The 26116-nt window shown below is 58.7% G+C and carries 21 protein-coding genes and 1 riboswitch; of the genes, 9 read left to right on the top strand and 12 right to left on the bottom strand.

The features are described 5' to 3' along the window. Positions 1-2: 2 nt before the first annotated feature. Positions 3-1520: a signal recognition particle-docking protein FtsY gene (gene ftsY / locus H7K56_RS16610; protein WP_058774947.1), complete on the bottom strand. Its 1518-nt coding sequence runs from the start codon at positions 1518-1520 to the stop codon at positions 3-5. A gap of 231 nt (positions 1521-1751) precedes the next feature. Between ftsY and rsmD the strand changes: the two genes are divergently transcribed. Then, entirely contained in the window at positions 1752-2351 is a 600-nt protein-coding gene (gene rsmD, locus H7K56_RS16605) for a 16S rRNA (guanine(966)-N(2))-methyltransferase (protein ID WP_021508013.1), read from the top strand. Next, positions 2341-2607, top strand: coding sequence for a DUF1145 family protein (locus tag H7K56_RS16600; RefSeq protein WP_150360519.1), 267 nt, complete (start codon positions 2341-2343; stop codon positions 2605-2607). The genes rsmD and H7K56_RS16600 overlap by 11 nt, the downstream gene beginning before the upstream one ends. A gap of 43 nt (positions 2608-2650) precedes the next feature. On the opposite strand, the gene H7K56_RS16595 is transcribed toward H7K56_RS16600, so the two are convergent. Next, complete coding sequence (locus H7K56_RS16595) at positions 2651-3007, bottom strand: DUF2500 domain-containing protein (protein ID WP_021508014.1); 357 nt, start codon at positions 3005-3007, stop codon at positions 2651-2653. Positions 3008-3169: 162 nt separating this feature from the next. Between H7K56_RS16595 and H7K56_RS16590 the strand changes: the two genes are divergently transcribed. Both H7K56_RS16590 and H7K56_RS16585 read left to right on the top strand, forming a co-directional pair. Further along, entirely contained in the window at positions 3170-3799 is a 630-nt protein-coding gene (locus tag H7K56_RS16590; protein WP_021508015.1) for a lysoplasmalogenase, read from the top strand. A gap of 92 nt (positions 3800-3891) precedes the next feature. Next, positions 3892-6159 (top strand): zinc/cadmium/mercury/lead-transporting ATPase, encoded by a 2268-nt coding sequence (locus H7K56_RS16585; protein WP_150360508.1) that lies wholly within the window; start codon positions 3892-3894, stop codon positions 6157-6159. An 18-nt stretch (positions 6160-6177) separates the two neighbouring features. On the opposite strand, the gene tusA is transcribed toward H7K56_RS16585, so the two are convergent. Continuing rightward, on the bottom strand, positions 6178-6429 hold the full coding sequence (gene tusA / locus H7K56_RS16580; RefSeq protein ID WP_059009884.1) for a sulfurtransferase TusA: 252 nt from the start codon (positions 6427-6429) through the stop codon (positions 6178-6180). Between the two features lie 304 nt (positions 6430-6733). Between tusA and H7K56_RS16575 the strand changes: the two genes are divergently transcribed. Together H7K56_RS16575 and H7K56_RS16570 are read left to right on the top strand one after the other, a co-directional pair. Beyond that, positions 6734-7399, top strand: a complete 666-nt coding sequence (locus H7K56_RS16575) for a 7-cyano-7-deazaguanine/7-aminomethyl-7-deazaguanine transporter (RefSeq protein ID WP_021508018.1) — start codon at positions 6734-6736, stop codon at positions 7397-7399. A 115-nt stretch (positions 7400-7514) separates the two neighbouring features. Next, entirely contained in the window at positions 7515-8072 is a 558-nt protein-coding gene (locus tag H7K56_RS16570) for a DcrB family lipoprotein (RefSeq protein WP_021508019.1), read from the top strand. 235 nt (positions 8073-8307) lie between these two features. Here H7K56_RS16570 and glgP read toward each other — a convergent pair whose 3' ends face one another. The 6 genes from glgP to asd form a co-directional block, all read right to left on the bottom strand. Further along, complete coding sequence (gene glgP, locus H7K56_RS16565; protein ID WP_058769996.1) at positions 8308-10755, bottom strand: glycogen phosphorylase; 2448 nt, start codon at positions 10753-10755, stop codon at positions 8308-8310. Between the two features lie 21 nt (positions 10756-10776). Beyond that, complete coding sequence (gene glgA, locus H7K56_RS16560) at positions 10777-12210, bottom strand: glycogen synthase GlgA (RefSeq protein ID WP_058757589.1); 1434 nt, start codon at positions 12208-12210, stop codon at positions 10777-10779. A 62-nt stretch (positions 12211-12272) separates the two neighbouring features. Further along, the gene (glgC, locus tag H7K56_RS16555; RefSeq protein ID WP_058757590.1) at positions 12273-13565 is read right to left on the bottom strand and encodes a glucose-1-phosphate adenylyltransferase; all 1293 of its coding nucleotides are present in this window, start codon (positions 13563-13565) and stop codon (positions 12273-12275) included. Between the two features lie 10 nt (positions 13566-13575). Beyond that, positions 13576-15555 (bottom strand): glycogen debranching protein GlgX, encoded by a 1980-nt coding sequence (gene glgX / locus H7K56_RS16550; protein WP_021508023.1) that lies wholly within the window; start codon positions 15553-15555, stop codon positions 13576-13578. Beyond that, positions 15555-17741 carry a 1,4-alpha-glucan branching enzyme gene (gene glgB / locus H7K56_RS16545; protein ID WP_031279793.1) on the bottom strand — a complete coding sequence of 729 codons (2187 nt, stop codon included), beginning with the start codon at positions 17739-17741 and terminating at the stop codon, positions 15555-15557. Before glgB ends, glgX begins: the two co-directional genes overlap by 1 nt. A gap of 358 nt (positions 17742-18099) precedes the next feature. Beyond that, complete coding sequence (gene asd / locus H7K56_RS16540) at positions 18100-19209, bottom strand: aspartate-semialdehyde dehydrogenase (RefSeq protein WP_031279794.1); 1110 nt, start codon at positions 19207-19209, stop codon at positions 18100-18102. A 218-nt stretch (positions 19210-19427) separates the two neighbouring features. Here asd and H7K56_RS16535 point away from each other — a divergent pair, with 218 nt between their 5' ends. After that, positions 19428-20021 carry a YhgN family NAAT transporter gene (locus H7K56_RS16535; protein WP_031279795.1) on the top strand — a complete coding sequence of 198 codons (594 nt, stop codon included), beginning with the start codon at positions 19428-19430 and terminating at the stop codon, positions 20019-20021. Positions 20022-20300: 279 nt separating this feature from the next. Here H7K56_RS16535 and panS read toward each other — a convergent pair whose 3' ends face one another. The 3 genes from panS to H7K56_RS16520 all read right to left on the bottom strand — a co-directional run bounded on the left by panS (position 20301) and on the right by H7K56_RS16520 (position 23429). Continuing rightward, entirely contained in the window at positions 20301-21224 is a 924-nt protein-coding gene (gene panS, locus H7K56_RS16530; RefSeq protein ID WP_021508027.1) for a ketopantoate/pantoate/pantothenate transporter PanS, read from the bottom strand. A 262-nt stretch (positions 21225-21486) separates the two neighbouring features. Next, entirely contained in the window at positions 21487-22842 is a 1356-nt protein-coding gene (gene lysC, locus H7K56_RS16525) for a lysine-sensitive aspartokinase 3 (protein WP_150360509.1), read from the bottom strand. A 110-nt stretch (positions 22843-22952) separates the two neighbouring features. Further along, positions 22953-23147: riboswitch (Lysine riboswitch) on the bottom strand. A 36-nt stretch (positions 23148-23183) separates the two neighbouring features. After that, positions 23184-23429: a hypothetical protein gene (locus H7K56_RS16520; protein ID WP_125309290.1), complete on the bottom strand. Its 246-nt coding sequence runs from the start codon at positions 23427-23429 to the stop codon at positions 23184-23186. Positions 23430-23528: 99 nt separating this feature from the next. On the opposite strand from H7K56_RS16520, the gene pgi reads away from it, so the two are divergent. Both pgi and yjbE read left to right on the top strand, forming a co-directional pair. Next, on the top strand, positions 23529-25175 hold the full coding sequence (pgi, locus tag H7K56_RS16515; RefSeq protein WP_150360510.1) for a glucose-6-phosphate isomerase: 1647 nt from the start codon (positions 23529-23531) through the stop codon (positions 25173-25175). Positions 25176-25816: 641 nt separating this feature from the next. Continuing rightward, positions 25817-26065: an exopolysaccharide production protein YjbE gene (yjbE, locus tag H7K56_RS16510; RefSeq protein WP_021508031.1), complete on the top strand. Its 249-nt coding sequence runs from the start codon at positions 25817-25819 to the stop codon at positions 26063-26065. The last annotated feature ends 51 nt before the right edge of the window (positions 26066-26116 follow it).

The raw sequence follows: 26116 nt of genomic DNA, 5'->3' as shown, positions 1-26116 counted from the left end.
AATTATTCCTCTCGGGCAAACAGTGCCTCAATAAAGTCGGCGGCCTTAAACGGCCGTAAATCTTCGATGCCTTCCCCGACACCGATATAACGAATCGGAATGCCAAACTGATCGGCCACCGAGAAGATCACGCCACCTTTTGCGGTGCCGTCGAGCTTGGTCAGGGTGATGCCGGTCAGGCCGACCGCTTCGTGGAACAGCTTCGCCTGGCTGATGGCGTTCTGGCCGGTGCTGGCGTCAATCGTCAGCATCACCTCATGCGGTGCCTCATCGTCCAGCTTCTTCATCACGCGGGTGATTTTTTTCAGCTCTTCCATCAGGTGCGCTTTGTTCTGCAGGCGGCCGGCGGTATCGGCGATCAGCACGTCAACGTGGCGCGATTTCGCCGCCTGGATGGCGTCAAAAATGACCGATGCAGAATCCGCGCCCGTATGCTGCGCGACCACCGGAATATTGTTGCGCTGGCCCCAGACCTGCAGCTGCTCTACCGCCGCCGCGCGGAAGGTGTCACCCGCCGCCAGCATGACGGACTTGCCCTGCGCCTGATACTGACGCGCCAGCTTACCGATGGTGGTGGTTTTACCCACGCCGTTAACGCCGACCATCAGGATAACGAACGGTGTTTTGCCCGCCACGTCCAGCGGGGCATCGACCTTTTCCAGAATGCCGGCCATTTCAGCCTTCAGCAGGCCATACAGCGCTTCGGCATCGCGCAGCTGCTTACGGCTGGCCTGTTGCGTCAGGCTGGTGATGATGCGGCGCGTGGTTTCCACGCCGACATCGGCAATCAGCAGCTGCTCTTCCAGCTCTTCAAACAGCTCGTCATCGATTTTTTTGCCGCGGAATAGGCTGATAAAGCCGGATCCGAGGTTTTCACGCGTTTTGACCAGGCTGCGTTTCAGGCGGGCAAAGAAGCCCTCTTTGGTGGGGCGCTCCTGCTCCTGGGCCACAATCGGCGCGGCCGCCAGCGGCAGATCGCTCACGGTGTCTGTCGCCACGCGCTCTTCTGCCGCGTCTTCGGCATAGGTTTCCGCTAACGCCAGCGCTTCCAGCTCTTCATCGCTCAGCGGTGCGTCTGCGTCCTCTGCGTCCTCTGGCTGAGGCTCCTCAGAGAAAACCGGTGCTTCAATAATCAGTTCTTCAGCCTGCGGCTCCTCTTCAACCGGCATCAGCTCCGGCTGCGGATGATCTTCCGGCAGTACCTCTTCTTCAATCGCGCTGACGGCAGTGGTTTCTGCGTCATCAGCGTTAGCATTGGATTCGGCTGCGGTTTCTGCTTCCGCAACGGGATGCATTTCAGCGTCGGCGTGAACCGACGATTCGGCCTGCTGTTCTGCCACCTGCTCAGTGACGATCACGGTTTCGGCGGCCTGCGCTTCGGCGCTTGCTAACGCGCTCTCTTCAGCGGCGGGTGCCGGTTGATCGGTCGGCTGCTGCTGCGCCTGCTCTTCCGCTGGCTGCTGCTCTTCTTTGCCAAAGCCCAGCCAGGAAAAAAAGCCGCGTTTTTTCTCTTTTGCCATTGTGTGACCACACTCCTCGATGGCTTATTCCCGGTAGCACGCTGTTCCCAGGGGATAAAAAATTCACTTTTTCGCGCGTGAGCGGCGTAAAAATCAGGCAATTACGTCCGCTTTATCAACTTAGTAGTCTAACACTTTCCTGCCAGCGCACCACAGCACCCTTTTTTAACGTTTCTTCTGCCTGCTACGCCCGTTAAACTACGCAACAAATTATGACGAGTTGTGAGCGAAATGAGTAAATCCCCCCGCAACAGCGGCGCGGCAGGCCAGATTCGCCTGATTGGCGGACAGTGGCGCGGCCGCAAATTGCCGGTGCCGGACAGCGCCGGCCTGCGCCCGACCACCGACCGCGTGCGTGAAACGCTATTTAACTGGCTGGCGCCGGATATCCAGCAGGCGCGCTGCCTCGATTGCTATGCCGGCAGCGGCGCGCTGGGCTTAGAAGCGCTGTCACGCTATGCCGCCTCCGCGACCCTGCTGGAACTGGAACGTCACGTGGCGCAGCAGCTGACGCAAAACCTGCACACGCTGCGCGCCAGTAACGCCAGCGTCGTCCAGACCAATACGCTGCAGTGGCTAAGCCAGCCCGGCGAGCCGTTTGACGTGGTGTTTGTTGATCCGCCGTTCCGCAAAGGCCTGCTGCAGGAGACACTAACGCTGCTGGAGAACAATGGCTGGCTCGCCGCCCACGCGCTGATTTATGTTGAGAGCGAAGTGGAACACGGCCCCCCGCTGGCACCGGCTAACTGGGATCTGTATCGCGAGAAGATTGCCGGTCAGGTGGCCTATCGCCTCTATCAACGCCAACAGGAGACCGATGATGTGGCTTAATCTGGGACGTTTGCTGATGATTTGCGTCTGGGCATTTCTGCTGCTTAACCTGGTGCACCCTTTCCCGACGCCGCTGCGCTACTTTGTCCACGTTGCGCTGTTCTTTATGGTGGTGATGCACGGCCTGCAGCTGGTACTGCTGCGTGCCACGCAACCAAAGGAGGCGCCAAAGCTGAGCCGCGTCACGCAGGCGAAAATCTTCTTCTTTGGCGTATTTGAACTGCTGGCGTGGCAGAAAAAGCACTATCCGTCGTAACGTAAGACAGCGCGCGCGGCTTCAGCCCCGTGCGCTTTAGTGCCTATTGCGCCGGGGTAAAGCTGACAAAGCGCGTGCCCTGCATTTTCAGCTCACCCTTCACGCCTTTGTCCATCTGGTGATAATCGCTGGCGCTGACGTTGACCTTAAAATCACCGGCGCCGTTCAGCGGATGGAACCAGGCTTCATACTTCATCTCTTCCGCCACAATCTCTTCGCGCTGACGCGAACGGCGATTGGGGGCCGGAAACTCTCGCTTGGTTTTCACTTCCACACTCATTGAGCGCACCGGTGAAGCGTCGTTGACCGCGGCTTCGCGGCGCTGCTTGATAAACTGACGGGTTGCCAGGATGGCAATTACAGCCAGGACGATAAAAAAGATTAGCGGTGGTTTGCTCATGTTTTCTCTCGCACTTTACGTCGGGGGTTAACAGATAAAAGACGCCAAAGCATACAACCAGAGTTGCCCGATTGTCACATTTGCCGCCAGTAACTTAAACTGAGATCGCGATTTTGGGAAAATTCATCAATGTGGGCGACACGTTCACAAAAGGGAGAAAAAATGCTTTGGTCTTTCCTTGCAGTCCTTTTTTCCGGTTGGCTGTATGTCGATGCCTCCTACCGCGGCCCGCAGTGGCAGCGCTGGCTGTTCAAACCCGTTACGCTGCTGTTGCTGGTTGCCTGGGCGTGGCAGGCTCCCACGCTTAACACCACCGACTACCTGATTCTGGCTGGCCTGGTCGCTACGCTGGTGGGCGATGCGTTAACCCTGCTGCCGCGTCAGCAGATGCTGTATGCGCTCGGCGCCTTTTTCCTTTCGCATCTGCTGTACACCATCAGCTTTGCCGCGCACATGACCATGAGCTTCTTCTGGCCGATTCCGCTCACCTTCCTGGTGATTGGTATCATCGTGATCGCCATTATCTGGTCAAAACTGGATACGCTGCGCTGGCCGATCTGTACGCTGATTGGTATGACGCTGGTGATGAACTGGATGGCGGCGGAAAATTACTTCTTCCGTCCGACCGATTACAGTTTCTCGCTGCTGGTGGGTGCCGTGCTGCTGTTGCTGGCTAACATCGTGTGGTTTATCTCGCACTATCGCCGTCGCTTCAGCGCTGACAGCGCCATCGTTGCCGCCTGCTACTTCGCCGGTCACTTCATGATTGTGCGTTCACTGTGGCTGTACTGAAAAAAGTGACCTCACCGCTTGACTCTGGAGTCCACTCCAGAGTGTAGCATGCAGACTGCGGGCATCGGCCCGCTTCTGCAACCGGAGGTCACATGCATCAACATGCCCACTCTTGCCGCTGTGGCAAATCACACCGTCAGCCAAAACCGCTGTGCGCGGTACGCAGCGTTCAGCCTGCATCCCTGAAGATTTCCGCCGCGCAGCCGGTGGCCGCGTCCAGTGATTGCGGCTGCTGCACCAGCGATGACGACAGTCCCGGCGGCGGCGACGCCGACAGCGACAGGCGCGCATCCGCGCCCTATCAGTTCCGCTGGCAGATTGCCGGCATGGACTGCCCGAGCTGCGCCCGCAAAATCGAAACCGCCGTGCAAAAGCTGCCGCAGGTCGCCAGCGCGCGGGTGATATTCGCCAGTGAAAATCTGCTGGTGGAGGCGCACAGCGATATTCGTCCGGCTATCGAACAGGCCGTTAACCACGCCGGCTTTAGCCTGAAATCCACTGAGAACCCCGCACCGGCGGCGCGCCGCTGGCGCGATAATGCCTCGCTCATACTGCTCACGCTGTTGATGATCGCCAGCTGGCTGCTGAGCCAGCTCACGCCGCTGTGGGGCGATCGCCTGTTTGTGCTTACCACGCTGGTTGGTCTGGTGCCAGTAGCCCGCAGCGCGTGGCAGGCCATACGCAGCGGCTCACCGTTCAGCATTGAAACCCTGATGACCCTCGCCGCCGCGGGCGCGCTGGTGATTGGCGCCCATGCCGAAGCTGCCATGGTGCTGCTGCTGTTCCAGCTGGGAGAACGGCTGGAAGCCTATGCCGCCGCGCGGGCGCGCCGTGGCGTCACCGCGCTGATGGCGCTGCGTCCGGACACCGCCACGCGCGTCAATGGCACACAGCGTGAGCAGGTGGCACTGGCGGCGCTGCAGCCTGGCGATGTGATTGAAGTGGCGGCAGGCGGTCGTCTGCCCGCCGATGCCGAGCTGCTGCACGCCAGCGCCAGCTTTGATGAAAGCGCGCTGACCGGCGAATCGCTACCGGTGGCCCATCAGCCGGGCGATGCCGTGATGGCAGGCGCAACCAGCGTGGATCGGCTGGTGACGCTGCGCGTGACCTCACAGCCGGGCCACAGCGCTATCGACCGCATTCTGCAGCTGATAGAAGAAGCTGAAAGTCACCGCGCGCCGGTGGAGCGTTTTATCGATCGCTTCAGCCGCCTCTACACGCCGGCCATCATGCTGCTGGCACTGCTGGTGATGGTGCTGCCGCCGCTGCTCGGATTAGGCGCCTGGCCGCCGTGGATCTACAAAGGGCTGACGCTGCTGCTGATTGGCTGCCCGTGCGCACTGGTGATCTCCACGCCTGCCGCTATCACTTCCGGCCTGGCGGCGGCGGCTCGCCAGGGCGCGCTGATTAAAGGCGGCGCGGCGCTCGAACGCCTCAGCCGGGTGCAGGCGCTGGCGTTTGATAAAACCGGCACCCTGACCGCCGGTAAACCGCAGGTTACCGACGTGCAGCCGTTTGGCGCGGATGCACAGCAACAGCTGCTCAGCCTCGCGGCCGCTATTGAGCAGGGCTCCGGCCATCCGCTGGCGCGGGCGATAGTCGCGGAAGCGCAGCGCCAGCAGCAGGTGATTCCACCGGCGCAGCATCAGCAAACACTGGCCGGCAGCGGCATTCGCGCGCAGATCAACGGCGTGATGCACCAGCTGCTGGCACCGCGCGATGTGGCGGCGCTGAGTGACGCGCAGCAGCAGCAGATTGCGCAGCTGGAGGCACAGGGCAAAACCGTGGTGGTGCTGTTGCGCGAAGCACAGCCGCTCGGGCTGCTGGCGCTGCAGGATTTGCTGCGCGAGGAGGCCCGCAGTGCGCTGGCGGCGCTGCAGGCGCTGGGGATTCGCAGCGTGATGCTGACCGGCGATAATCCGCGCGCCGCCGCCGCGATTGCCGCCGAACTCGGCATCAGCTATCGCGCCGGTCTGTTGCCTGCGGATAAGGTAGCCGCCGTGCGTGAACTGGGCGAACAGCAGCCGCTGGCGATGGTCGGCGATGGCATCAACGATGCGCCAGCCATGAAGGCCGCAGCGCTGGGAATTGCCATGGGCAGCGGCACCGATGTGGCGCTGGAAGCGGCCGATGCGGCTCTGACGCAGAATAACCTGGCGATTCTGCCGCGCACCGTGCAGCTGGCACGCCGCACGCGCGCCATTATCCGTCAGAATATTGCGCTGGCGCTGGGGCTGAAGGCGATTTTCCTCGTCACCACGCTGCTCGGCTTTACCGGCCTGTGGCTGGCGGTGCTGGCCGATTCGGGTGCCACCGCGCTGGTCACCGCCAACGCGCTGCGCCTGCTGCGTCAGCGCTGAGGCGGGCGGATGCCGCGATCAGGCCTCCGCGCCTTTCTGGATCAGATACTGGTACGGCAGGCTCTCGGTCTGCTGTGCCAGCAGCTGATGCTCCATAAAGCGGCAGAAGCCGGGAATATCACGCGTGGTCGCCGGATCGTCGGCGATGATCAGCAACGTTTCGCCCGCCTGCATGGTACGCACAGTTTTGCGCACCATCATCACCGGCTCCGGGCAGCGCAGCCCAAGCGCATCAAGCGTATGGTCCGCAGCGGAAAAAGGATCGCTCATGATTCTCTGTCTTTATTCAGGGTGGGCGCTCATTCTAACGCGCTACAGCGCGCGCGCAAGGCGAGAACGATTGCGTTAAAATTAACCATTGCATTTGTTGCGCAACACGCTAAGATGCCGTCCGATTTTTTAATGTTACTGCCAATTCCTCAAAATAATTCAGGTTTTAGGAAGGCGGCAAGCCTGCTCACCCCAGGAGCTTACTGAAGTAAGTGACTGGGGTGAGCAGGCGCAGCCAACGCACATAAAACCTGAAGTATGAAGAGGATGGGTTCCCTCACCCCATTTTTAAAAAAAGGCCTTTATGATTAACTTCTCTGCTCGTCAGCGCATGCATGCGCTATTCTGGCTGTCGCTGTTTCACCTGCTGGTGATTACCTCCAGTAACTATCTGGTGCAGCTGCCGGTCGCGATTTTCGGTTTCCACACCACCTGGGGTGCGTTTAGCTTCCCGTTTATTTTTCTCGCCACCGATCTCACCGTGCGTATTTTTGGCGCACCGCTGGCACGGCGCATTATCCTTGCGGTGATGATTCCGGCGCTGTTTATCTCCTACATCGTGTCGTGCGTGTTTTATCAGGGCGCGTGGCAGGGCTGGGCCTCGCTGCAGGAGGTCAATCTGTTCGTGGCGCGTATCGCCTGCGCCAGCTTTATGGCCTATGCGCTGGGGCAGATCCTTGATGTGCACGTGTTTAACCGCCTGCGTAAACTGCCGCAATGGTGGATTGCGCCTGCCTGTGCCATGTTCCTCGGCAATATCAGCGATACGCTGGCCTTCTTCTTTATCGCCTTTTATAAGAGTCCGGACCCGTTCATGGCCAGCCACTGGGTGGAGATCGCACTGGTGGATTACAGCTTCAAAGTGCTGATCTGCATGGTTTTCTTCCTGCCTGCTTACGGTGTTCTGCTCAATGCGGCACTTAAGCGTCTGGCGGAACGTTCGGCTCAGCGCCAGATGAATTTCGGCTAATTGAACGTAGACGAAACGCCACGGCACGCTAAGATTTCCTGACAAAGCGCTGATTGCTTTTAAGCACCGATTCCGTTTTGATAACGGCTGATGGAAACCTTACGAAGGGATAAGAATGCGTAACTTAGTGAAATATGCGGGCATCGGCCTGCTGGTGTTAGGCCTGGCGGCGTGTGATCAGAAGAAAGACGACACGGCGGCAAACAGCAACGGCGCCAGCGCCAGTCAGTCAGCACAGACAGTAAACCTGATGGACGGTAAGCTGAGTTTCAGCCTGCCAGCAGGCATGTCAGATAAGAGCGGCAAGCTGGGTTCGGAATCCACCAATATGCACGTGTATGCCGATGAAACCGGCCAGCGCGCAATTATCGTGATTGCGGGCGATCCGACCAGTGAAGGACTGGATGCGCTGGCTCAGCGTCTGGAGCAGCAGCAGCGCAACCGCGATCCGCAGCTGCAGGTGGTGTCGAACAAAGCGGTAACGCTGAAAGACCAGCCGGCACAGCAGCTGGATACGGTGATTTCCGCCAATAACCAGACCTCCTGGTCCTCGGTTATTCTGGCGAAGGTGGACGGTAAACTGCTGACGCTGCAGATCACTCTGCCCGCCGACAATCAGCAGCAGGCGCAGAGCGATGCCGATGCGATTGTGAAGAGTATTACTCTGAAGTAAGCCGTTACCAGGTGCGCATTAATGCGCACCCTACGACAAACAGCAAAGGTTGTGGGATTGAGCCAGTTGCGCATCAATGCGCACCCTGTGACAAACAGCAACGGTTGTGGGATTGTGCCAGTTGCGCATTAATGCGCACCCTGTGACAAACAGCAGCGGTTGTGGGATTGTATCCGATGCGCATCAATGCGCATCGGGCCATATTTTGTAGGGTCGCCATTCATGGCGACCTTTTTTATAACCTCACCGGCGAAATATGCCAGATCTCATCCGCGTACTCCTGAATGGTACGGTCGGCGGAGAAATAGCCCATATTGGCGATGTTCAGCGCCGCACGCCGCTGCCACTCTTCCGGCTGGCGATAAAGCTTATCCACCTTATCCTGGGTATCCACATAACTGCGGTAATCCGCCAGCAGCTGATAGTGATCGCCAAAGTTGACCAGCGCGTCGAACAGGTTACGGTAGCGCCCCGGCTCCTGCGGACTGAAGACGCCGCTGGCGATTTGCGTCAGCGCCTGGTGCAGTTCCGCATCCTCTTCATAGTATTTGCGCGGGTTATAGCCCTCAGTGCGCAGCTTCTCCACCTGCGGCGTGGTGTTGCCGAAGATAAAGATATTTTCTGCGCCGACGTGCTCGCGCATCTCCACGTTGGCCCCGTCCAGCGTACCGATGGTCAGCGCGCCGTTTAGCGCAAATTTCATGTTACTGGTGCCGGAGGCTTCGGTGCCGGCGGTAGAGATCTGCTCGGAGAGATCCGCCGCCGGAATGATGATCTGCGCCAGGCTGACGCCGTAGTTAGGGATAAACACCACCTTCAGCTTGTTCTTCACCTGCGGATCGTTGTTGATCACGTTGGCGACATCGTTGATCAGGTGAATGATGTGCTTGGCGACGTAATAGGCCGACGCCGCTTTCCCGGCGAAGATATTAACGCGCGGCACCCACTCTGCGGTCGGATCGGCTTTGATGCGGTTGTAACGCGTGATGACGTGCAGCACGTTCAGGAGCTGACGTTTGTATTCGTGAATACGCTTGATCTGCACGTCGAACAGCGCCTGCGGATCCAGCACGATATCCATATTCTTCGCCACCCACTCCGCGAGGCGCTTCTTGTTGGCGAACTTGGCATCGGCGATCTGTTCAATAAACGCCGGATAGTCAATGTGCGGCACCAGCTCGCTCAGCTGAGCCAGATCGGTACGCCAGGTGCGGCCAATGGCGTCATCCAGTACCTCTGACAAGGCCGGGTTGGCCAGCGCCAGCCAGCGGCGTGGCGTCACGCCGTTGGTTTTATTGCAGAAACGCCCCGGGAACAGGCGGGCAAAATCGGCGAACAGCGACTGCACCATCAGATTAGAGTGCAGCTCCGACACGCCGTTAACTTTGTGGCTAACCACCACCGCCAGCCACGCCATGCGGATGCGGCGACCATCGTTTTCGTCGATGATCGAGATGCGCGCCATCAGATCCCAGTCGTCCGGATAGTAGTCCTGAATGGTCTTCAGGAAGTAGTCATTGATTTCGAAGATGATGCTGAGGTGACGCGGCAGGATCTTGCCGATCATGTCCACCGGCCAGGTCTCCAGCGCTTCGCTCATCAGCGTATGGTTGGTGTACGAGAACACCTGACAGGTGACTTCAAAGGCGTCGTCCCAGGTAAACTTGTGCTCATCAATCAGCAGACGCATCAGCTCGGGAATCGCCAGCACCGGATGGGTATCGTTGAGGTGGATGGCAATTTTGTCGGCCAGGTTGTCCCAGGTTTCATGCATCTGCCAGTGGCGATTGAGGATATCCTGTACCGTGGCGGAGACGAGAAAATACTCCTGGCGCAGACGCAGCTCGCGCCCGGAGTAGGTCGAGTCGTCGGGATAGAGCACGCGCGACACGTTCTCCGAGTGGTTTTTATCTTCCACCGCCGCGAAGTAGTCGCCCTGATTGAACTTGCCGAGGTTGATTTCGTTACTGGCCTGCGCGCCCCACAGCCGCAGCGTGTTGGTGGCATCGGTGTCGAAGCCAGGGATGATCTGATCGTAAGCCATCGCCACGATCTCTTCGGTCTCAACCCAGCGTACCCGGCTGCCTTCATGCTGCAACCGCCCGCCAAAACGCACTTTGTAGCGGGTATTAAAGCGCTGGAACTCCCATGGGTTGCCGTATTCCAGCCAGTAATCCGGCGATTCACGCTGCTGCCCGTCAACAATGTTCTGTTTGAACATGCCGTAATCGTAGCGAATGCCGTAGCCGCGCCCGGGCAGGCCCAGCGTGGCCAGCGAGTCGAGGAAGCAGGCCGCCAGCCGGCCAAGACCGCCGTTGCCGAGTCCGGGGTCGTTCTCTTCTTCCATCAGCTCGCTGAGGTCGAGTCCCATCTCATCCAGCGCCTGGTTGAGATCGTCATAGATACCCATCGCCAGCAAGGCATTGCCCAGCGTGCGCCCCATCAGAAACTCCATCGACAGGTAATAAACCTGGCGCACATCCTGCGACAGCTGCGCACGGCTGGAGCGCAGCCAGCGCTCCACCATGCGATCGCGTACCGCCAGCAGCGCGGCGTTCAGCCACTCATGCTTGTTGGCGATCGACGGATCTTTACCAATGGTAAACATCAGCTTATAGGCGATTGAGTGCTTGAGGGCGTCAACCGTCAGCGTGGGTGAGGCATAGGTGAAAGGTGCGTTCATATGCGGTATCCCAATCTCTCATTACAGCAAGCGTTGATAAAGATCGCGGTAGGCTTGTGCTGCCACCTGCCAACTAAAATCCATCCCCATCGCCTGGCGCTGAACATAACGCCAGAGTGAAGGACGGGACCATAAAACAAAAGCACGACGAATCGCGCGCAGCAGTGACCAGGCATTGCTGTCTTCGAAGCTGAAGCCGCTGGCTACGCCGTCGGCGAGGTTTTCCAGCGAGCTGTCCTGTACCGTATCCGCCAGTCCACCGGTGCGCCTGACCAGCGGCAGCGTGCCATATTTCAGACCGTACAACTGCGTCAGACCGCACGGTTCGAAACGGCTGGGCACCATAATGACGTCCGCACCACCGACAATGCGGTGCGAGAAGGCTTCGTGATAACCAATTTGCACGCCGACGCTGCCCGGATGCTCAGCGGCTGCGGCGAGGAAGCCCTGCTGCAGTTCCGCATCGCCCTGACCCAGCAGCACCAGTTGCCCGCCCTGCGCCAGCAGTCCCGGCAGTGCTTCCAGCACCAGATCCAGCCCTTTCTGTTTGGTTAAACGGCTGATAACGCAGAACACCGGCACTTTGTCATCAACCTTCAGCCCCATGGCAATCTGCAGCTGACGTTTATTCTCCGCTTTGCTCTCCAGCGTGTCGCGGTCGTAGCGGGCGGTAAGCAGCAGGTCGTGTGCCGGATCCCAGATGCCGGGATCGACGCCGTTGAGAATACCGCTCAGCCGTCCTTCGCGCAGCCGCTGCTCCAGCAGCGCTTCCATGCCGTAGCCGAACTCCGGACGGGTGATCTCCAGCGCATAGGTCGGGCTGACCGCAGTTATATGATCGGCATAAAACAGGCCGGCCTTTAGGTAAGAAATCTGGCCGTAGAATTCCAGCCCGTGCATTTCAAAATAGGCGCGCGGGATCTGGATTTCGTCCAGATGCCGCGCGGAAAACAGCCCCTGATACGCCAGGTTATGCACGGTAAACACCGTTTTCGCCGGACGTCCGCGTGCGGCGATATAGGCCGGAGCCAGACCGGCGTGCCAGTCGTGCGCGTGCACGATGTCCGGCTGCCAGTATGTATCCAGCCCGCTGGCCAGCTCAGCCGCCATCCAGCCGAGCAGCGCAAAGCGCAGGTAGTTATCGACATAGGCAAACTGCGACGTATCGTGGTACGGGCTGCCGGGACGATCGTACAGTCCCGGCGCATCAATCAAATATATCCCCACGCCGTTGAAGGGCCCAAACAGCAAGCGGACCGGCCCGGCAAAGGTTTGCAGCTCCGCCACCACTTCGGTATCAGGAATCCCTTTACGCAGATCCGGAAACGCCGGAATCAGCACCCGCGTGTCCATACCTTCGGCAATTTGTGCCTGAGGCAATGCGCCGACGACATCAGCCAGTCCGCCGGTTTTTAGCAGCGGGAAAAGCTCTGAACAGACATGTAAAACCTGCATCCTGACCCCCTATTGTGTTATCGCCCGCGTTCCACGCGGCAATGTTCTTTGCCTTTCGTCACTTACTGACCCGCAGCGGCCAATTTGGCCAGCATGGCGCGCGTCACCAGTACGATGCCCTCTTCTGAACGGTAAAAACGGCGACTATCCTCATCCGGATTTTCGCCAATCACCATGCCTTCCGGAATGACGCAGGCACGGTCTATGACGCAGCGACGCAAACGGCACGATCGCCCGATAACCACATCGGGCAGCAGCACCGCCGAATCAATATTGCAAAACGAGTTAACGCGCACGCGCGGGAACAGCACCGAATTCACCACCACCGAGCCGGAAATAATGCAGCCGCCGGAGACCAGCGAGTTCATGGTCATGCCGTGACTGCCGGATCGATCCTGGACAAATTTGGCCGGCGGCAGCGGCTCCATGTGGGTACGAATCGGCCATTCGTGGTCATACATATCGAGTTCGGGCGTCACCGAGGCCAGATCGAGGTTGGCGCGCCAGTAAGCTTCCAGCGTACCGACGTCGCGCCAGTAAGGTTCCGCGTTTTCGTCGTTCTGTACGCACGACAGCGTGAAGGAGTGCGCGTAGGCTTCGCCGCTGGCGACGATCTTCGGCAGCAGATCTTTACCGAAATCGTGGCTTGAGTCGGCGATCTGCAAATCCTCCTCCAGCAGCTCATAGAGGTAATCGGCGTTGAACACGTAAATGCCCATGCTGGCCAGCGCTTTGCTGTCGTCGCCCGGCATGGACGGCGGCTGCGCCGGTTTCTCAACGAAATCGATTACATTGTTGTCCGCATCGACTGCCATCACGCCAAACGCGGTGGCCTCATGCAGCGGTACGGGCAGACAGGCGATGGTGCACTTGGCGCCACGATCGGCGTGGTCGAGCAGCATGCGCGAGTAATCCATTTTGTAGATGTGATCCCCGGCGAGAATCACGATGTACTGCGCGTTGTAACGGCGAATGATGTCGAGATTCTGCGTGACCGCATCGGCGGTACCGCGATACCAGTGTTCGGTCGAGGCGCGCTGCTGCGCCGGCAGCAGATCGACAAACTCATTCATCTCTTCGTTGAACAAGGACCAGCCGCGCTGAATGTGCTGCGTCAGCGTATGTGACTGATATTGGGTGATGACGCCGATGCGCCGAATCCCGGAGTTGATACAGTTGGAGAGCGCAAAGTCGATGATGCGGAACTTGCCGCCGAAGTGCACGGCAGGCTTGGCGCGTTTGGCGGTAAGATCTTTCAGGCGCGTACCGCGCCCGCCAGCAAGGATCAGGGCAACCGTCTGTGTAGGGAGCTGGCGCGCCAGCATCAGGGGGTCGTTTCTATCTAATTTCACCATGTCTGACTCCTTATGATTGCTTTAGGAACACACACACGCCGTGTGCGGGCCCGTGCCAGACAGTTGTCAGGATGGGGTTATCTTCCCCGGCGAAAGGAGGAATGGCTCGCCATTCTCCGTCTGGTAAGGCAAGGTCACTCACCGAATCCGTGGCGTTTATCGTTAGTAACCAGCGGCCGGAGAGCAGGATCTGCAGTCTGTGCATCCCCTGTTCCCACTCATCCCTTTCCAGTGGTTTGCCGCTGGCATTTAACCACTGCACGTTGCCATCGCCCTCCTGCCACCAGCTGTCCTGCGTCAGCGCGGGAATATGCTGACGCAACCGGATTAACGCGGCAGTGAAGTCGACCAGTCCAAAATCATCCTGTTGCCAGTTCAGCCAGGTGAGCGGGTTATCCTGACAGTACGCATTATTGTTGCCGTGCTGGCTGTGACCGCGTTCGTCACCGGCCAGCAGCATCGGCGTGCCCTGCGCCAGTAGCAGTGTGGTCAGCAATGCGTGCACGCTGCGCCGCCGCCGCTCGACCACATCGAAGTTGCCCTGCAGCCCTTCAAAACCATGGTTATGGCTGAAATTACTGCTGCTGCCGTCGCGATTATCTTCGCCGTTGGCCTGATTATGCTTCTGGTTATAACTCACCACGTCACGCAGCGTGAAGCCGTCGTGCGCGGTGATCAGATTAATGCTGGCGTGCGGCAGACGCGCCGCGCGCTGAAATACATCGCTTGAGCCGGCAAAGCGGCGGGCAAAATCACCGTTACTCAACTCACCGTGCAGCCAGTAGCGGCGCGCCGTATCGCGAAAATGGTCGTTCCATTCAGCGAAGCCCGGCGGAAAGTTGCCCACCTGATAGCCGCCGGGGCCGATATCCCAGGGTTCAGCGATCAGCTTCACCTGCGACAGCACCGGGCAGGCCTGCATGGCCACAAACAACGGCGCATCCTGGCGATAATCCGGCGTGCGCCCGAGCACGCTGGCCAGATCGAAACGAAAGCCGTCAACGTGGCAGGTTTGCACCCAGTAACGCAGCGCGCCCAGCGCCCAGTCAAGCACCTGCGGATCGCTGAGGTTCAGCGTATTACCGCAGCCGGTCCAGTTGTGATATTCACCGTTATCGCCCAGCCAGTAATAGCTGGCGTTGTCGACGCCGCGCAGCGACAGTGTCGGGCCAATCTCTTCCAGCTCGGCGCTGTGGTTGAACACCACGTCCAGAATCACTTCAATGCCCGCCGCGTGCAGCGCTTTTACCGCCTGCTGAAACTCCTGCAGCGGCGTCTGGCCCGCTTCACCCGCCGCGTAATGCGGATGCAGCGCCCACAGCGCAAACGGGTTATAGCCCCAGTAGTTGCTCAGGCCGAGCCGTTGCAGGCGCGGCTCGCTGGCAAACGCGGCTATCGGCAGCAGCTCCAGCGCGGTGATACCCAGCCGGCGCAGATAGCTCACCATAGCAGGATGCCCCAGCGCCGCATATGTCCCGCGTAGCCTTTCCGGAATTTCCGGATGCTGCTGCGTCAGGCCGCGAACGTGCGCCTCGTAAATCACCGTCCTGCCCCACGGCGTGCGGGGCGCACAATCGTCCTGCCAGTCAAAATCGTCGGCGATCACCAGCGATTTGGGCGCAACGCCAGCGCTATCGGCATCATCCTGCTGCCACTCTCCACCCAGCAGGCGCGCGTCGTCTGGCACCGCGCCGCATACCGCTTTGGCACAGGGATCGACCAGCAGTTTGGCCGGATTGAAACGATGACCGCGCTCTGGCTGCCACGGCCCATGCACGCGGTAGCCATAGCGCTGGCCCGGCTTTAGCGCCGGAACATAGCCATGCCAGATGTCACCGCTGCGCGCCGGCAGAGGAAAACGCTGCTCACTCCCCTGTTCATCAAACAGGCACAGCTCCACCCGCTCCGCGTGGCGCGAGAACAGCGTAAAGTTGACGCCGCGCCCGTCATAATGGGCACCCGGCGGTACCGGCTGGCCCGGCTGGAGCATCAATCGCCCTCCCGCACCAGCCACAGCGTGGCGAGCGGCGGCAGCGTCAGGCTTAGCGACTGCGCGCGCCCGTGGCTTGCGATGTCATCGGAATGGACGATACCGTGATTGCGCAGATCGCTGCCGTGATAATCATGCTGATCGGTGTTCAGCACTTCGCGCCAGCCGCCGCGCTGATTCACGCCGAAGCGATAGTTGTGACGCGGCACCGGCGTGAAGTTACTGGCGACGATCAGTTCGTTGCCCTCGCGGTCGCGGCGTACAAATACAAAGACCGAGTTTTCGTGATCGTCGACCACCAGCCACTCGAAGCCGCTGGCATCGAAATCGAGCTGATAGAGCGGCGAAAAGTGGCGATAGCTGTGGTTCAGGTCACGTACCAGACGCTGCACGCCGTGGTGCCAGTTATCCAGCCCCTCCAGCAGATGCCAGTCGAGGCTGGTGTCGTGGTTCCATTCCCGCCCCTGAGCGAATTCGTTGCCCATAAACTGCAGTTTTTTGCCGGGAAAGCCCCACATCCAGCCGTAATAGGCGCGCAGGTTGGCAAACTTCTGCCAGGTATCACCCGGCATGCGGTCGAGGATCGACTTTTTGCCGTGGACCACTTCGTCGTGCGACAGCGGCAGCACGAAGTTTTCCGTGTAGTTGTACAGCATGCCGAAGGTCATCAGCTGATGATGGTAGCGGCGATGCACCGGATCGAGCTTCATGTAGTCGAGGGTGTCGTGCATCCAGCCGAGGTTCCATTTGAACCAGAAGCCCAGGCCGCCATCCTCGGATGGCCGCGTCACGCCGGGATAATCGGTAGACTCTTCCGCCACGCTGATGCTGCCGGGTGCGGCGCGGCCCAGCGTGCGGTTGGTATGGCGCAGGAAGGCGATGGCTTCGAGATTTTCACGGCCGCCAAACTGGTTAGGTACCCACTCACCCTCTTTGCGGCTGTAGTCGCGATAGATCATCGACGCCACCGCATCGACGCGCAGGCCATCGATACCGAAGCGCTCCATCCAGTACAGCGCATTGCCGGAGAGATAGTTGCTGACCTCGCGCCGGCCAAAGTTGTAGATCAGCGTATTCCAGTCCTGATGGTAGCCTTCGCGCGGATCGCTGTGCTCGTACAGCTCGGTACCGTCGAATTTGGCGAGGCCAAAATCGTCGCTGGGGAAATGGCCCGGCACCCAGTCGAGCAGCACGTTGAGACCCGCCTCGTGGGCTGCGGCGATAAAGTGACGAAACTCATCGCGCGTGCCGAAGCGGCGCGTCGGCGCGTACATGCCGAGCGGCTGATAGCCCCAGCTGCCGTCGAACGGATGCTCGTTGATCGGTAACAGCTCGATATGGGTAAAGCCCATCTCTTTGACATAGGGCACCAGCTGTTCGGCCAGCTCTTTGTAACTCAGCCAGAAATTGTTGTCGGTGTGGCGACGCCACGAACCGAGATGCACCTCGTAAATGGAGATCGGCTGGTCAAAGCCGTTGGCGATTTTGCGCTGTGGCTGCATCTCCAGCTTCGGCGGCAGGCCGCAGATCATCGAGGCGGTCTGCGGGCGCATTTGCGCCTCGAAGGCGAACGGATCGGCTTTGATGCGCATCTGACCGTGCGCATCAATGATCTCGAATTTGTACAGCTGGCCATTAACCGCGCCGGGGACAAACAGCTCCCAGATGCCGAGTTCGCGGCGGAAACGCATCGGATGGCGGCGACCATCCCAGAAGTTAAACTCGCCTACCACCGAAACGCGCTGCGCGTTCGGGGCCCAGACGGCGAAGCGCGTACCGGCGACGCCATCAATGGTGGTGCCGTGCGCGCCGAGCGTTTCATACGGCCGCAGGTGCGTGCCTTCGGCCAGCAGCCAGGCATCCATCTCCGCCAGCAGCGGGCCAAAGCGGTAGGCATCGTCGATCAGGTTTTGCTGGCCGTGCCAGTTGACTGCCAGCTGGTAGCGAAACAGGTTTTTACGGCGCGGGATCACGCCGCTGAAGAAGCCGCGCGAATCAAGACATTTAAGCTGGGCGCATTTGCGGCCGGTGTTGGTTTCAATCACCCAAACTTCGGATGCATCCGGTAACAGCGCACGCACTTCGAGACCTTGTGTGGTCTGGTGCATCCCCAGTACTGAGAAGGGGTCGGCATAATTCCCGGCGAAAAGGGCATTGATCGCATGGCGATCGGGAAGCTCTGACATGACTTTCTTCCTATGATTTTTTGCGCAGGCGACCGGAGAGACAGGATTGTCGCTATAGGTGCGCTGCTTTTCATGAGCCATACATACAGCAGCAAGGAAGGACACCCTCCGTGGGAAAGATCCTGGCCGTGTACAACAACTATTCCATTCGCAAAGTAAAAACAGTTAACAACCGGCACATCACTGTTAAATCATAGCTTGGGGTTGGCAGAAGCCAGGGTGGAACGCAAAAAATTGTTATCGGGCGAGCAAAAAGGGGAAGCTGATCACTTGTCGGGCGCAATTTGGGTTAAGTTTTGCACTCCCGTGGAAAGAAAAAAGGCCGGGAAACCCCGGCCTGTCTGGATTCGCGCTGCGCTTAGTCGATCAGCAAACGCAGCATGCGACGCAGCGGTTCGGCAGCGCCCCACAGTAACTGATCGCCGACGGTGAAGGCCGACAGATACTCCGGCCCCATGTTCAGCTTACGCAGACGGCCCACCGGCGTGGTCAGCGTACCGGTCACCGCGGCAGGCGTCAGTTCACGCATGGTGATGTCGCGATCGTTCGGCACCACTTTCACCCACTCGTTGTGCGCGGCCAGCAGCTGTTCGATTTCGTTCAGCGGCACATCTTTCTTCAGCTTCAACGTGAACGCCTGACTGTGGCAGCGCAACGCGCCGACGCGCACGCACAGGCCATCGACCGGAATGGTGTGACGGGTCGAGAGAATTTTGTTGGTTTCCGCCTGGCCTTTCCACTCTTCACGGCTCTGGCCGTTGTCCAGCTGCTTGTCGATCCACGGTATCAGGCTGCCGGCCAGCGGTACGCCGAAGTTGTCGGTCGGCAGCGTGCCGGAACGGGTAAAGTCAGTCACGCTGCGCTCGATGTCGAGAATGGCGGAGGCCGGATTTTGCAGCGAAGTCGCAACGTGGTCGTGCAGCATGCCCATCTGGGTCAGCAGTTCGCGCATATGGCGCGCGCCGCCGCCGGAGGCCGCCTGATACGTCGCGACGGAGGCCCACTCGACCAGGTCGTTAGCGAACAGTCCGCCCAGCGACATTAGCATCAGACTGACGGTGCAGTTACCGCCGACAAAGGTTTTGATGCCGCTGTCGAGGCCCTGACGAATCACCTGATGGTTGACCGGATCAAGAATAATGATGGCGTCATCTTTCATGCGCAGCGTGGAGGCCGCATCAATCCAGTAGCCCTGCCAGCCGCTCTCGCGCAGCTTCGGGTAGACTTCACTGGTATAATCGCCGCCCTGGCAGGTGATGATGATATCCAGCGCCTTCAGCGCCTCAATATCAAACGCATCCTGCAGCGCACCGGTCGACTTACCGCCAAACGTCGGCGCAGCCTGACCCAGTTGCGAAGTGGAGAAGAAGACCGGATTGATCACATCGAAATCGCGTTCTTCGCTCATACGTGACATCAGCACAGAGCCGACCATGCCACGCCAACCAACAAAACCTACATTCTTCATTTTCTGTCCGTCTCAGGAACTCGGGCCGGGGCCTGGGTGGTGCGAAAAAAGACCAGCGCCAGCAACGCGCCAGTCTGCGTAATAATCAGGTTTACCTATGACCCACAACTCTACAAAATGCAGCACTTCTGGCAAGTGAATTAATTCGATTGCGCTAACTTTTTCAGCAGTACAACTTATAACGGCTGTGGCCGACCTGAAGGGATGGTTTACCTCTGATGACTGAAATGATATCCGCGACCATATTGTTGCTGTTGATTATGGACCCGCTGGGCAACCTGCCGATTTTCATGTCGGTGCTGAAGCACCTAGAGCCGAAGCGCCGCCGCGTGGTGCTGATGCGCGAGATGCTGATCGCCTTGATTCTGATGCTGCTGTTCCTGTTCGCCGGTGAACGCATCCTGGCGTTTCTTAATCTGCGCACCGAAACGGTATCGATTTCCGGCGGCATCATTCTGTTTCTAATCGCCATTCGCATGATTTTCCCGTCCGGCGAGACCAGCACCAGCGGCCTGCCCGCCGGCGAAGAGCCGTTCCTGGTGCCGCTGGCGATCCCGCTGGTCGCCGGGCCCTCGCTGCTCGCCACCCTGATGCTGCTGTCACATCAGTATCCCAACCAGATGACGCACCTGGTCGGCGCCCTGCTGATTGCCTGGGGCGTCACGGTAGTGATTCTGCTGATGTCCGGCCTGTTCCTGCGCCTGCTGGGGGATAAAGGCGTCAACGCGCTGGAGCGATTAATGGGTTTGATCCTGATTATGCTGGCGACGCAGATGTTCCTGGACGGGATTCGGGTTTACCTGAAGCTGTAATGTTTCGCGTTTGCGGTCGCCATGAATGGCGACCCTACAAGATTATTGCGCGTTTTACAGAGGGCGCATTTATGGGGGAACCCTTGACCGTTGAGCGTTTACGGTCGCCATGAATGGCGCCCCTACAAAGTTATCGCACGTTTTGCAGAGGGCGCATTTATTGCCCCTCTGCAAGGTTATCGCGTGTTTTTTGTAGGGTGCGCATTTATGCGCACCGGCATCAACAGGACGATGGTGCGTAACCGATCGTCATTGATGACCACCGGTACGCATGCCCCGTTATTTCTGCTTCTTCTCAATCGTTTTACCCGACCAGTAACCCGCCAGTAGCGAACCGGAGAGGTTGTGCCACACCGAGAACAGTGCGCCGGGCAGTGCGGCCAGCGGTGAGAAGTACAGTTTGCCCAGCGTGGCCGCCAGTCCGGAATTCTGCATACCGACTTCCAGCGCCAGCGTGCGGCAGGTGGATTCGTCAAAGCCAAACAGCTTGCCACCCCAGTAGCCGCCGAGCAGCCCAATGGCGTTGTGCAGGATCACCGCCGCGATCACCATCAGCCCTACCGAGCCGATAAAGCCCTGGCTACCGGCGACCACCGCGCTAATGATCAGCAGAATACACACCATCGAAAACGCCGGCAGATACGGCTCAACGCGGCGCACCACGCTGTTCATGGAGTGGTGAATAATCAGGCCAAGCCCAATCGGGATCACCACGATTTTGACGATGCTGAGCAGCATGCCCACCACATCGACCTGAATGTGGGTATCTACGTAGAAGCGCGTCAGCAGCGGCGTCGCGAACACGCCCACCAGCGCCGAAACCGACGAGATGGTCACCGACAGCGCCACGTCGCCCTTCGCCAGATAAATCATCACGTTCGAGGCTGTCCCGCTGGCCACGCTGCCGACCAGAATCATCCCGGCGGCCAGATCCGGCGGCATCTGGAACAGTTTCGCCAGCGCCCAGGCCGCCAGCGGCATTACCAGATAGTGCAGGAACGTGCCGGCAATCACCGGTGCCGGACGCACCAGCACGCGTTTGAAATCGTCAATGTTGAGCGTCACGCCCATGCCGAACATGATCAGCATCAGCAGGTAGGTTACCCACGGCCCGATGCCGAGGAAGGTGGACGGCGAATAATAGGCTGCAACGGACAGCAGTACGGCCCAGAGCGGAAACAGGCGGGTGAGTTTGGCGAGCATGAAGAAATGTCCTTAGCGTTTTACTTAATTGGTTTTTTGCCACAGATGAAACGGCGCGCGGGGAACGACCGCAGCGACCTGCGCCGGATCATAACATTTCATTATCATAAGCGTGGCCGACGACAGAAAATGCCTATCGGCTGCTAAAGATCGCCGGGCAGGCATAGGCATTCCGCTGGCATTTGTCCGAAATAGCGTCAGGCTGAACGGCAGAAATAAAAAAAGCCGGACATTGTCCGGCTTCAGGTGGCTTATGCGTCAATTAAGATTCGAACAGATTCTTATGCAGCGCGCGCACCACCTCTTCCGCGTCCGGCGTTGGCACCAGGAAGCACAGGTTGTAGCTGCTTGCGCCGTAGCAAATCATGCGCAGGTTAAACGGCTCCAGCGCGCCGAACACCTCTTTGCCGACGCCGCAGGCTTTCGACAGGTTGTTGCCGATGATCGCCACCAGCGCCAGATTCTCTTCCACTTCCACCCGGCACAGGGAAGAGAGCTCGGTCAGCAGCGCCTGGGTCAGCAGACTGTCGGCGGTGCTGGTTGAACCGGTGGTATCCAGCGTCAGCGCGACGCTCACTTCCGAGGTGGTAACCAGATCAACCGAAATACTGTGGCGCGCCAGGATAGCAAACACTTCGGCCAGGAAGCCGTGCGCGTGCAGCATGTTCAGACTGTGCAGCGTCAGCAGCGTCTGTTTGCGCCGCAGTGCCAGCGCGCGGAACAGCGGCGGATTTTTAGTCTCGTTGCAGACGCGCGTGCCGCCCGCCGCCGGATCTTTACTGGAGCCGACAAACACCGGAATATCACTGCGCACCGCCGGCAGCAGCGTCGCCGGATGCAGCACTTTCGCGCCGAAGATTGCCATCTCCGCCGCTTCTTCAAAGGTGATCTCTTCGATGCGTTTCGCCTGCGGCACCACACGCGGGTCAGTGGTGTAGATGCCCGCCACGTCGGTCCAGATATCCACACGCGTCGCCTGCAGCGCTTCGCCGAGCAGCGCAGCGGTGTAATCGCTGCCGCCACGGCCCAGCGTGGTGGTGCGGCCTTTGCCTTCGCTGCCGATGAAGCCCTGCGTGATCACCAGCGCTTCTGCGGTGCGCGGCTGCAGCTGAGCCGCTGCCAGCGTTTTCAGCTCGGCCACATCCGGCTCGGCGCGGCCGAAACGGTCGCTGGTGCGCATCACTTTGCGTACGTCAAACCACTCGGCATTCACCTGGCGCTCGCGCAGAATCTCCACGAACAGCAGGCTCGACATCAGTTCGCCGTGGCTCACCAGCTCATCGGTCAGCGCGGCCGAACGGGCTAATGCCGCCGCTTCCGCCAGCATGATGATGTTCTCCAGCATGCGATCAATCTCCTGACGGATGACGTCCGGCGACTGCAGGCGATCGATGATGGCATATTGAATGGTGCGGATTTGATCCAGCAGATAAGCGCGCTGCTCGAGTTCCTGGCCTTCAGCCAGCGAAACCAGCAGGTTAGTCACGCCCGCCGAGGCAGAGAGCACCACCAGACGGGTATTGGCATCAGACAGCACGACGTCCGCGCTGCGGTTCATGGCATCGAAATCGGCAACGCTGGTGCCGCCAAATTTTGCCACGATCAACGATTGAGACATGTAACAAAACCTCGTGTCAGGTTATCTCCTCCCATTCGCGGAAGAGAAGATCGGGTAACAGCCTTGGCACAAGAGAAGAGCAGAATTGGACAGACAAGATCAGGAGATGAGTCACCAAAAGCACTTCACCTTGCGAAACGTCCGACTGCGGACGCTTCTGGTGACAACCCAGAGGATTCAGCCCCTGCAGCCGACAGCACAACACTCCGCGTGTTGCACCACCTCGGCGTCGCACCCCCTGATGTGTTCTCGCCGGATACGGATCCTCAAACACACTGCCTGGGCGACGCGCCTCTTCTGGCTTGCACCCGGAGGTGCAAGTCGCGCGCACAAAATACTGATTAATTGTTCCGCTGTCCAGCCTTGCGGCGCCGGGAAAATTCATTTTTACACTTATGCAGCGCATTGCTAAACAAACCCGGAAGCCGCCAGCCGCCTAAAGTAGTCAGCGGTGCGAAAAAACCGGTGTTTTGCTGATGCCGCGCAGAGTAATGCGCGGCGAACCGGCCGACAATCGCCGCCGGATTTACCTGAAACGCTGCGGCTGGCGTCACAAATTTTTTCCTTTCAGTTGCAACTGTGGTCATACTGAAACGCGTGCAAGCCGTAACAAATGCTCAGCATGCCGGGCCAGACAGGATGCGCCCGGATGGAATGACGGTTCTTATATCAACAAGAGTGTTGCCATGAAAAATATCAATCCGACACAAACCGCAGCCTGGAAAGCGCTGCAGCAGCATTTTGATCAGATGAAATCGGTAGAGATTGCCGACCTGTTTGCGCAGGATGCCGATCGTTTTGCGAAATTCTCTGCCACCTTTGATGATCAGATGCTGGTGGATTTCTCAAAAAACCGCATCACCCAGGAAACCCTCGACAAACTCCAGGCGCTGGCGAAAGAGACCGATCTGGCGGGCGCCATCAAATCCATGTTCTCAGGTGAGAAGATTAACCGCACCGAAGATCGCGCCGTGCTGCACGTAGCCCTGCGCAACCGCAGCAACACGCCGATTCTCGTGGATGGCAAAGATGTAATGCCGGAAGTGAACGCGGTGCTGGCGAAGATGAAAGCCTTCTCCGAGCGCATCATCAGCGGCGAGTGGAAAGGTTACACCGGCAAGCCAATTACTGACGTGGTGAACATCGGTATCGGCGGTTCAGACCTCGGCCCGTTCATGGTGACCGAAGCGCTGCGTCCGTATAAAAACCACCTCAACATGCACTTTGTTTCCAACGTTGATGGCACGCACATTGCCGAAACGCTGAAACCGCTTAGCCCGGAAACCACGCTGTTCCTCGTGGCGTCGAAAACCTTTACCACGCAGGAAACCATGACCAACGCCCACAGCGCGCGCGACTGGTTCCTGAACACCGCCGGCGATCAGCAGCACGTGGCGAAGCACTTTGCCGCGCTCTCAACCAACGCGAAAGCGGTCGGCGAATTTGGTATTGATACCGCCAACATGTTCGAGTTCTGGGACTGGGTCGGTGGCCGCTACTCACTGTGGTCCGCCATCGGTCTGTCGATCATCCTGTCCATTGGCTTCGAAAACTTCGAACAGCTGCTGAGCGGCGCGCATGCCATGGACCAGCACTTCGCGAACACGCCAGCGGAGCAAAACCTGCCGGTGCTGCTGGCGCTGATCGGTATCTGGTACAACAACTTCTTCGGTGCCGAAACCGAAGCGATTCTGCCGTACGACCAGTACATGCACCGTTTTGCCGCTTACTTCCAACAGGGCAACATGGAATCCAACGGTAAGTACGTCGACCGCGACGGCAACCCGGTGGATTACCAGACTGGCCCAATTATCTGGGGTGAACCCGGCACCAACGGGCAGCACGCGTTTTATCAGCTGATCCATCAGGGCACCAAACTGATTCCATGCGACTTCATTGCGCCGGCGCAGACCCACAACGCGCTGGCCGATCACCACCAGAAGCTGCTTTCCAACTTCTTTGCTCAGACCGAAGCGCTGGCGTTTGGTAAAGCCCGCGAGGTGGTAGAGAAAGAGTTTACCGATGCCGGTAAATCAGCGGAGTCCGTCGCGCATATCGTGCCGTTCAAGGTGTTTGAAGGTAACCGCCCGACCAACTCGATTCTGCTGCGTGAAATTACTCCGTTCAGCCTCGGCGCGCTGATTGCGCTGTACGAGCACAAGATCTTCACTCAGGGCGCGATTCTCAACATCTTCACCTTCGATCAGTGGGGCGTTGAGCTCGGCAAACAGCTGGCTAACCGTATTCTGCCGGAGCTGGAAAATGACGCGCCAATTAACAGCCACGATAGCTCCACCAATGGCTTAATTAATCGCTATAAATCCTGGCGTTAATTCACCACTCAGCTTCATCAGGCGGCAGCTCCTGCCGCCTTTTTTCTGCCCCGATTTACCGGTCCCGCTGAAATAAGCCGGTTTCACTGCTGCGCTGCGGTTAGAAAATTCTTAAAATGCCCTAAGGAAAATCGGAAGATGCCAGGATTGCCAGCCGGTTCATTGGGTAAAAAATGGATCTGATTTTGCCGCCATTCTTACCTAAGTGACTGATTAATTTTCCCTTTCTATTTTACTGCTTTCAGGAAAATCTGATTATTCCTATTCCGTGCCATTTTTTAATGCAAAAGTGAAAAATCCTGCCGTGCCATTACGGCCTGCGCAAATATTCCAGCCAGCGAAAAAAGCACAATTAAAAAAAGCAGCTATCGCCAATTCGCCTTATTTATCACCAGAATTGTCTCGCTTAAACCCCCTCTTTTTCTGGCGCTGAACTCTGGTAATTTGTTGCCCTATACTGAACGCGCCTTCAAGGCTGCCCTGAATACTTCCCCGCTGTCGCCAGCCGGCCCGGGAAACATGACCGCGCGCTGACCACGGTTAGCCAGCTGCATGCGGCCCAGCGGCCATCGGACGGCAGCGTACGGTATGACGGGTATTATCCTTCATTCACGTTTTATCAAGATGCAGGAAACGTTGTTATGAAAAAACTGATGGTTGCCGGTGCAGCCTTACTTTACGTTGCCGTTTCTTCCGCTGCGATTGCCGCACCGGAAGAAGCCGGTGCTGCAGCAGGCGCGCAGGCGGGAGCAATCTCGACCGGTGCGACCACCGCTGTGGGTATCGGCGCACTCGGTGCGTTAGTGGGTCTCGGCGTTGCCGCTGCTGGCGGTGGCGACGGTGCAAATACCGGTACAACAACCACTACCACAACGAGCACCACTCGTTGATGTAGCACCTTTAAACATAACCACACAGTCGTGTGGTTATTTTTTGTTTTT

Source organism: Pantoea dispersa (genome assembly GCF_014155765.1).
In the GTDB taxonomy this organism is placed as follows: Bacteria; Pseudomonadota; Gammaproteobacteria; order Enterobacterales; family Enterobacteriaceae; genus Pantoea; species Pantoea dispersa.
This window is presented reverse-complemented; position numbering and strand designations above follow the sequence as displayed.

Bases quoted from the DNA above. Each gene is read 5' to 3' on its own strand.
- ftsY (WP_058774947.1), bottom strand. From the start codon at position 1,520: ATGGCAAAAGAGAAAAAACGCGGCTTTTTTTCCTGGCTGGGCTTTGGC.
- rsmD (WP_021508013.1), top strand. From the start codon at position 1,752: ATGAGTAAATCCCCCCGCAACAGCGGCGCGGCAGGCCAGATTCGCCTG.
- H7K56_RS16600 (WP_150360519.1), top strand. From the start codon at position 2,341: ATGTGGCTTAATCTGGGACGTTTGCTGATGATTTGCGTCTGGGCATTT.
- H7K56_RS16595 (WP_021508014.1), bottom strand. From the start codon at position 3,007: ATGAGCAAACCACCGCTAATCTTTTTTATCGTCCTGGCTGTAATTGCC.
- H7K56_RS16590 (WP_021508015.1), top strand. From the start codon at position 3,170: ATGCTTTGGTCTTTCCTTGCAGTCCTTTTTTCCGGTTGGCTGTATGTC.
- H7K56_RS16585 (WP_150360508.1), top strand. From the start codon at position 3,892: ATGCATCAACATGCCCACTCTTGCCGCTGTGGCAAATCACACCGTCAG.
- tusA (WP_059009884.1), bottom strand. From the start codon at position 6,429: ATGAGCGATCCTTTTTCCGCTGCGGACCATACGCTTGATGCGCTTGGG.
- H7K56_RS16575 (WP_021508018.1), top strand. From the start codon at position 6,734: ATGATTAACTTCTCTGCTCGTCAGCGCATGCATGCGCTATTCTGGCTG.
- H7K56_RS16570 (WP_021508019.1), top strand. From the start codon at position 7,515: ATGCGTAACTTAGTGAAATATGCGGGCATCGGCCTGCTGGTGTTAGGC.
- glgP (WP_058769996.1), bottom strand. From the start codon at position 10,755: ATGAACGCACCTTTCACCTATGCCTCACCCACGCTGACGGTTGACGCC.
- glgA (WP_058757589.1), bottom strand. From the start codon at position 12,210: ATGCAGGTTTTACATGTCTGTTCAGAGCTTTTCCCGCTGCTAAAAACC.
- glgC (WP_058757590.1), bottom strand. From the start codon at position 13,565: ATGGTGAAATTAGATAGAAACGACCCCCTGATGCTGGCGCGCCAGCTC.
- glgX (WP_021508023.1), bottom strand. From the start codon at position 15,555: ATGCTCCAGCCGGGCCAGCCGGTACCGCCGGGTGCCCATTATGACGGG.
- glgB (WP_031279793.1), bottom strand. From the start codon at position 17,741: ATGTCAGAGCTTCCCGATCGCCATGCGATCAATGCCCTTTTCGCCGGG.
- asd (WP_031279794.1), bottom strand. From the start codon at position 19,209: ATGAAGAATGTAGGTTTTGTTGGTTGGCGTGGCATGGTCGGCTCTGTG.
- H7K56_RS16535 (WP_031279795.1), top strand. From the start codon at position 19,428: ATGACTGAAATGATATCCGCGACCATATTGTTGCTGTTGATTATGGAC.
- panS (WP_021508027.1), bottom strand. From the start codon at position 21,224: ATGCTCGCCAAACTCACCCGCCTGTTTCCGCTCTGGGCCGTACTGCTG.
- lysC (WP_150360509.1), bottom strand. From the start codon at position 22,842: ATGTCTCAATCGTTGATCGTGGCAAAATTTGGCGGCACCAGCGTTGCC.
- H7K56_RS16520 (WP_125309290.1), bottom strand. From the start codon at position 23,429: ATGACCACAGTTGCAACTGAAAGGAAAAAATTTGTGACGCCAGCCGCA.
- pgi (WP_150360510.1), top strand. From the start codon at position 23,529: ATGAAAAATATCAATCCGACACAAACCGCAGCCTGGAAAGCGCTGCAG.
- yjbE (WP_021508031.1), top strand. From the start codon at position 25,817: ATGAAAAAACTGATGGTTGCCGGTGCAGCCTTACTTTACGTTGCCGTT.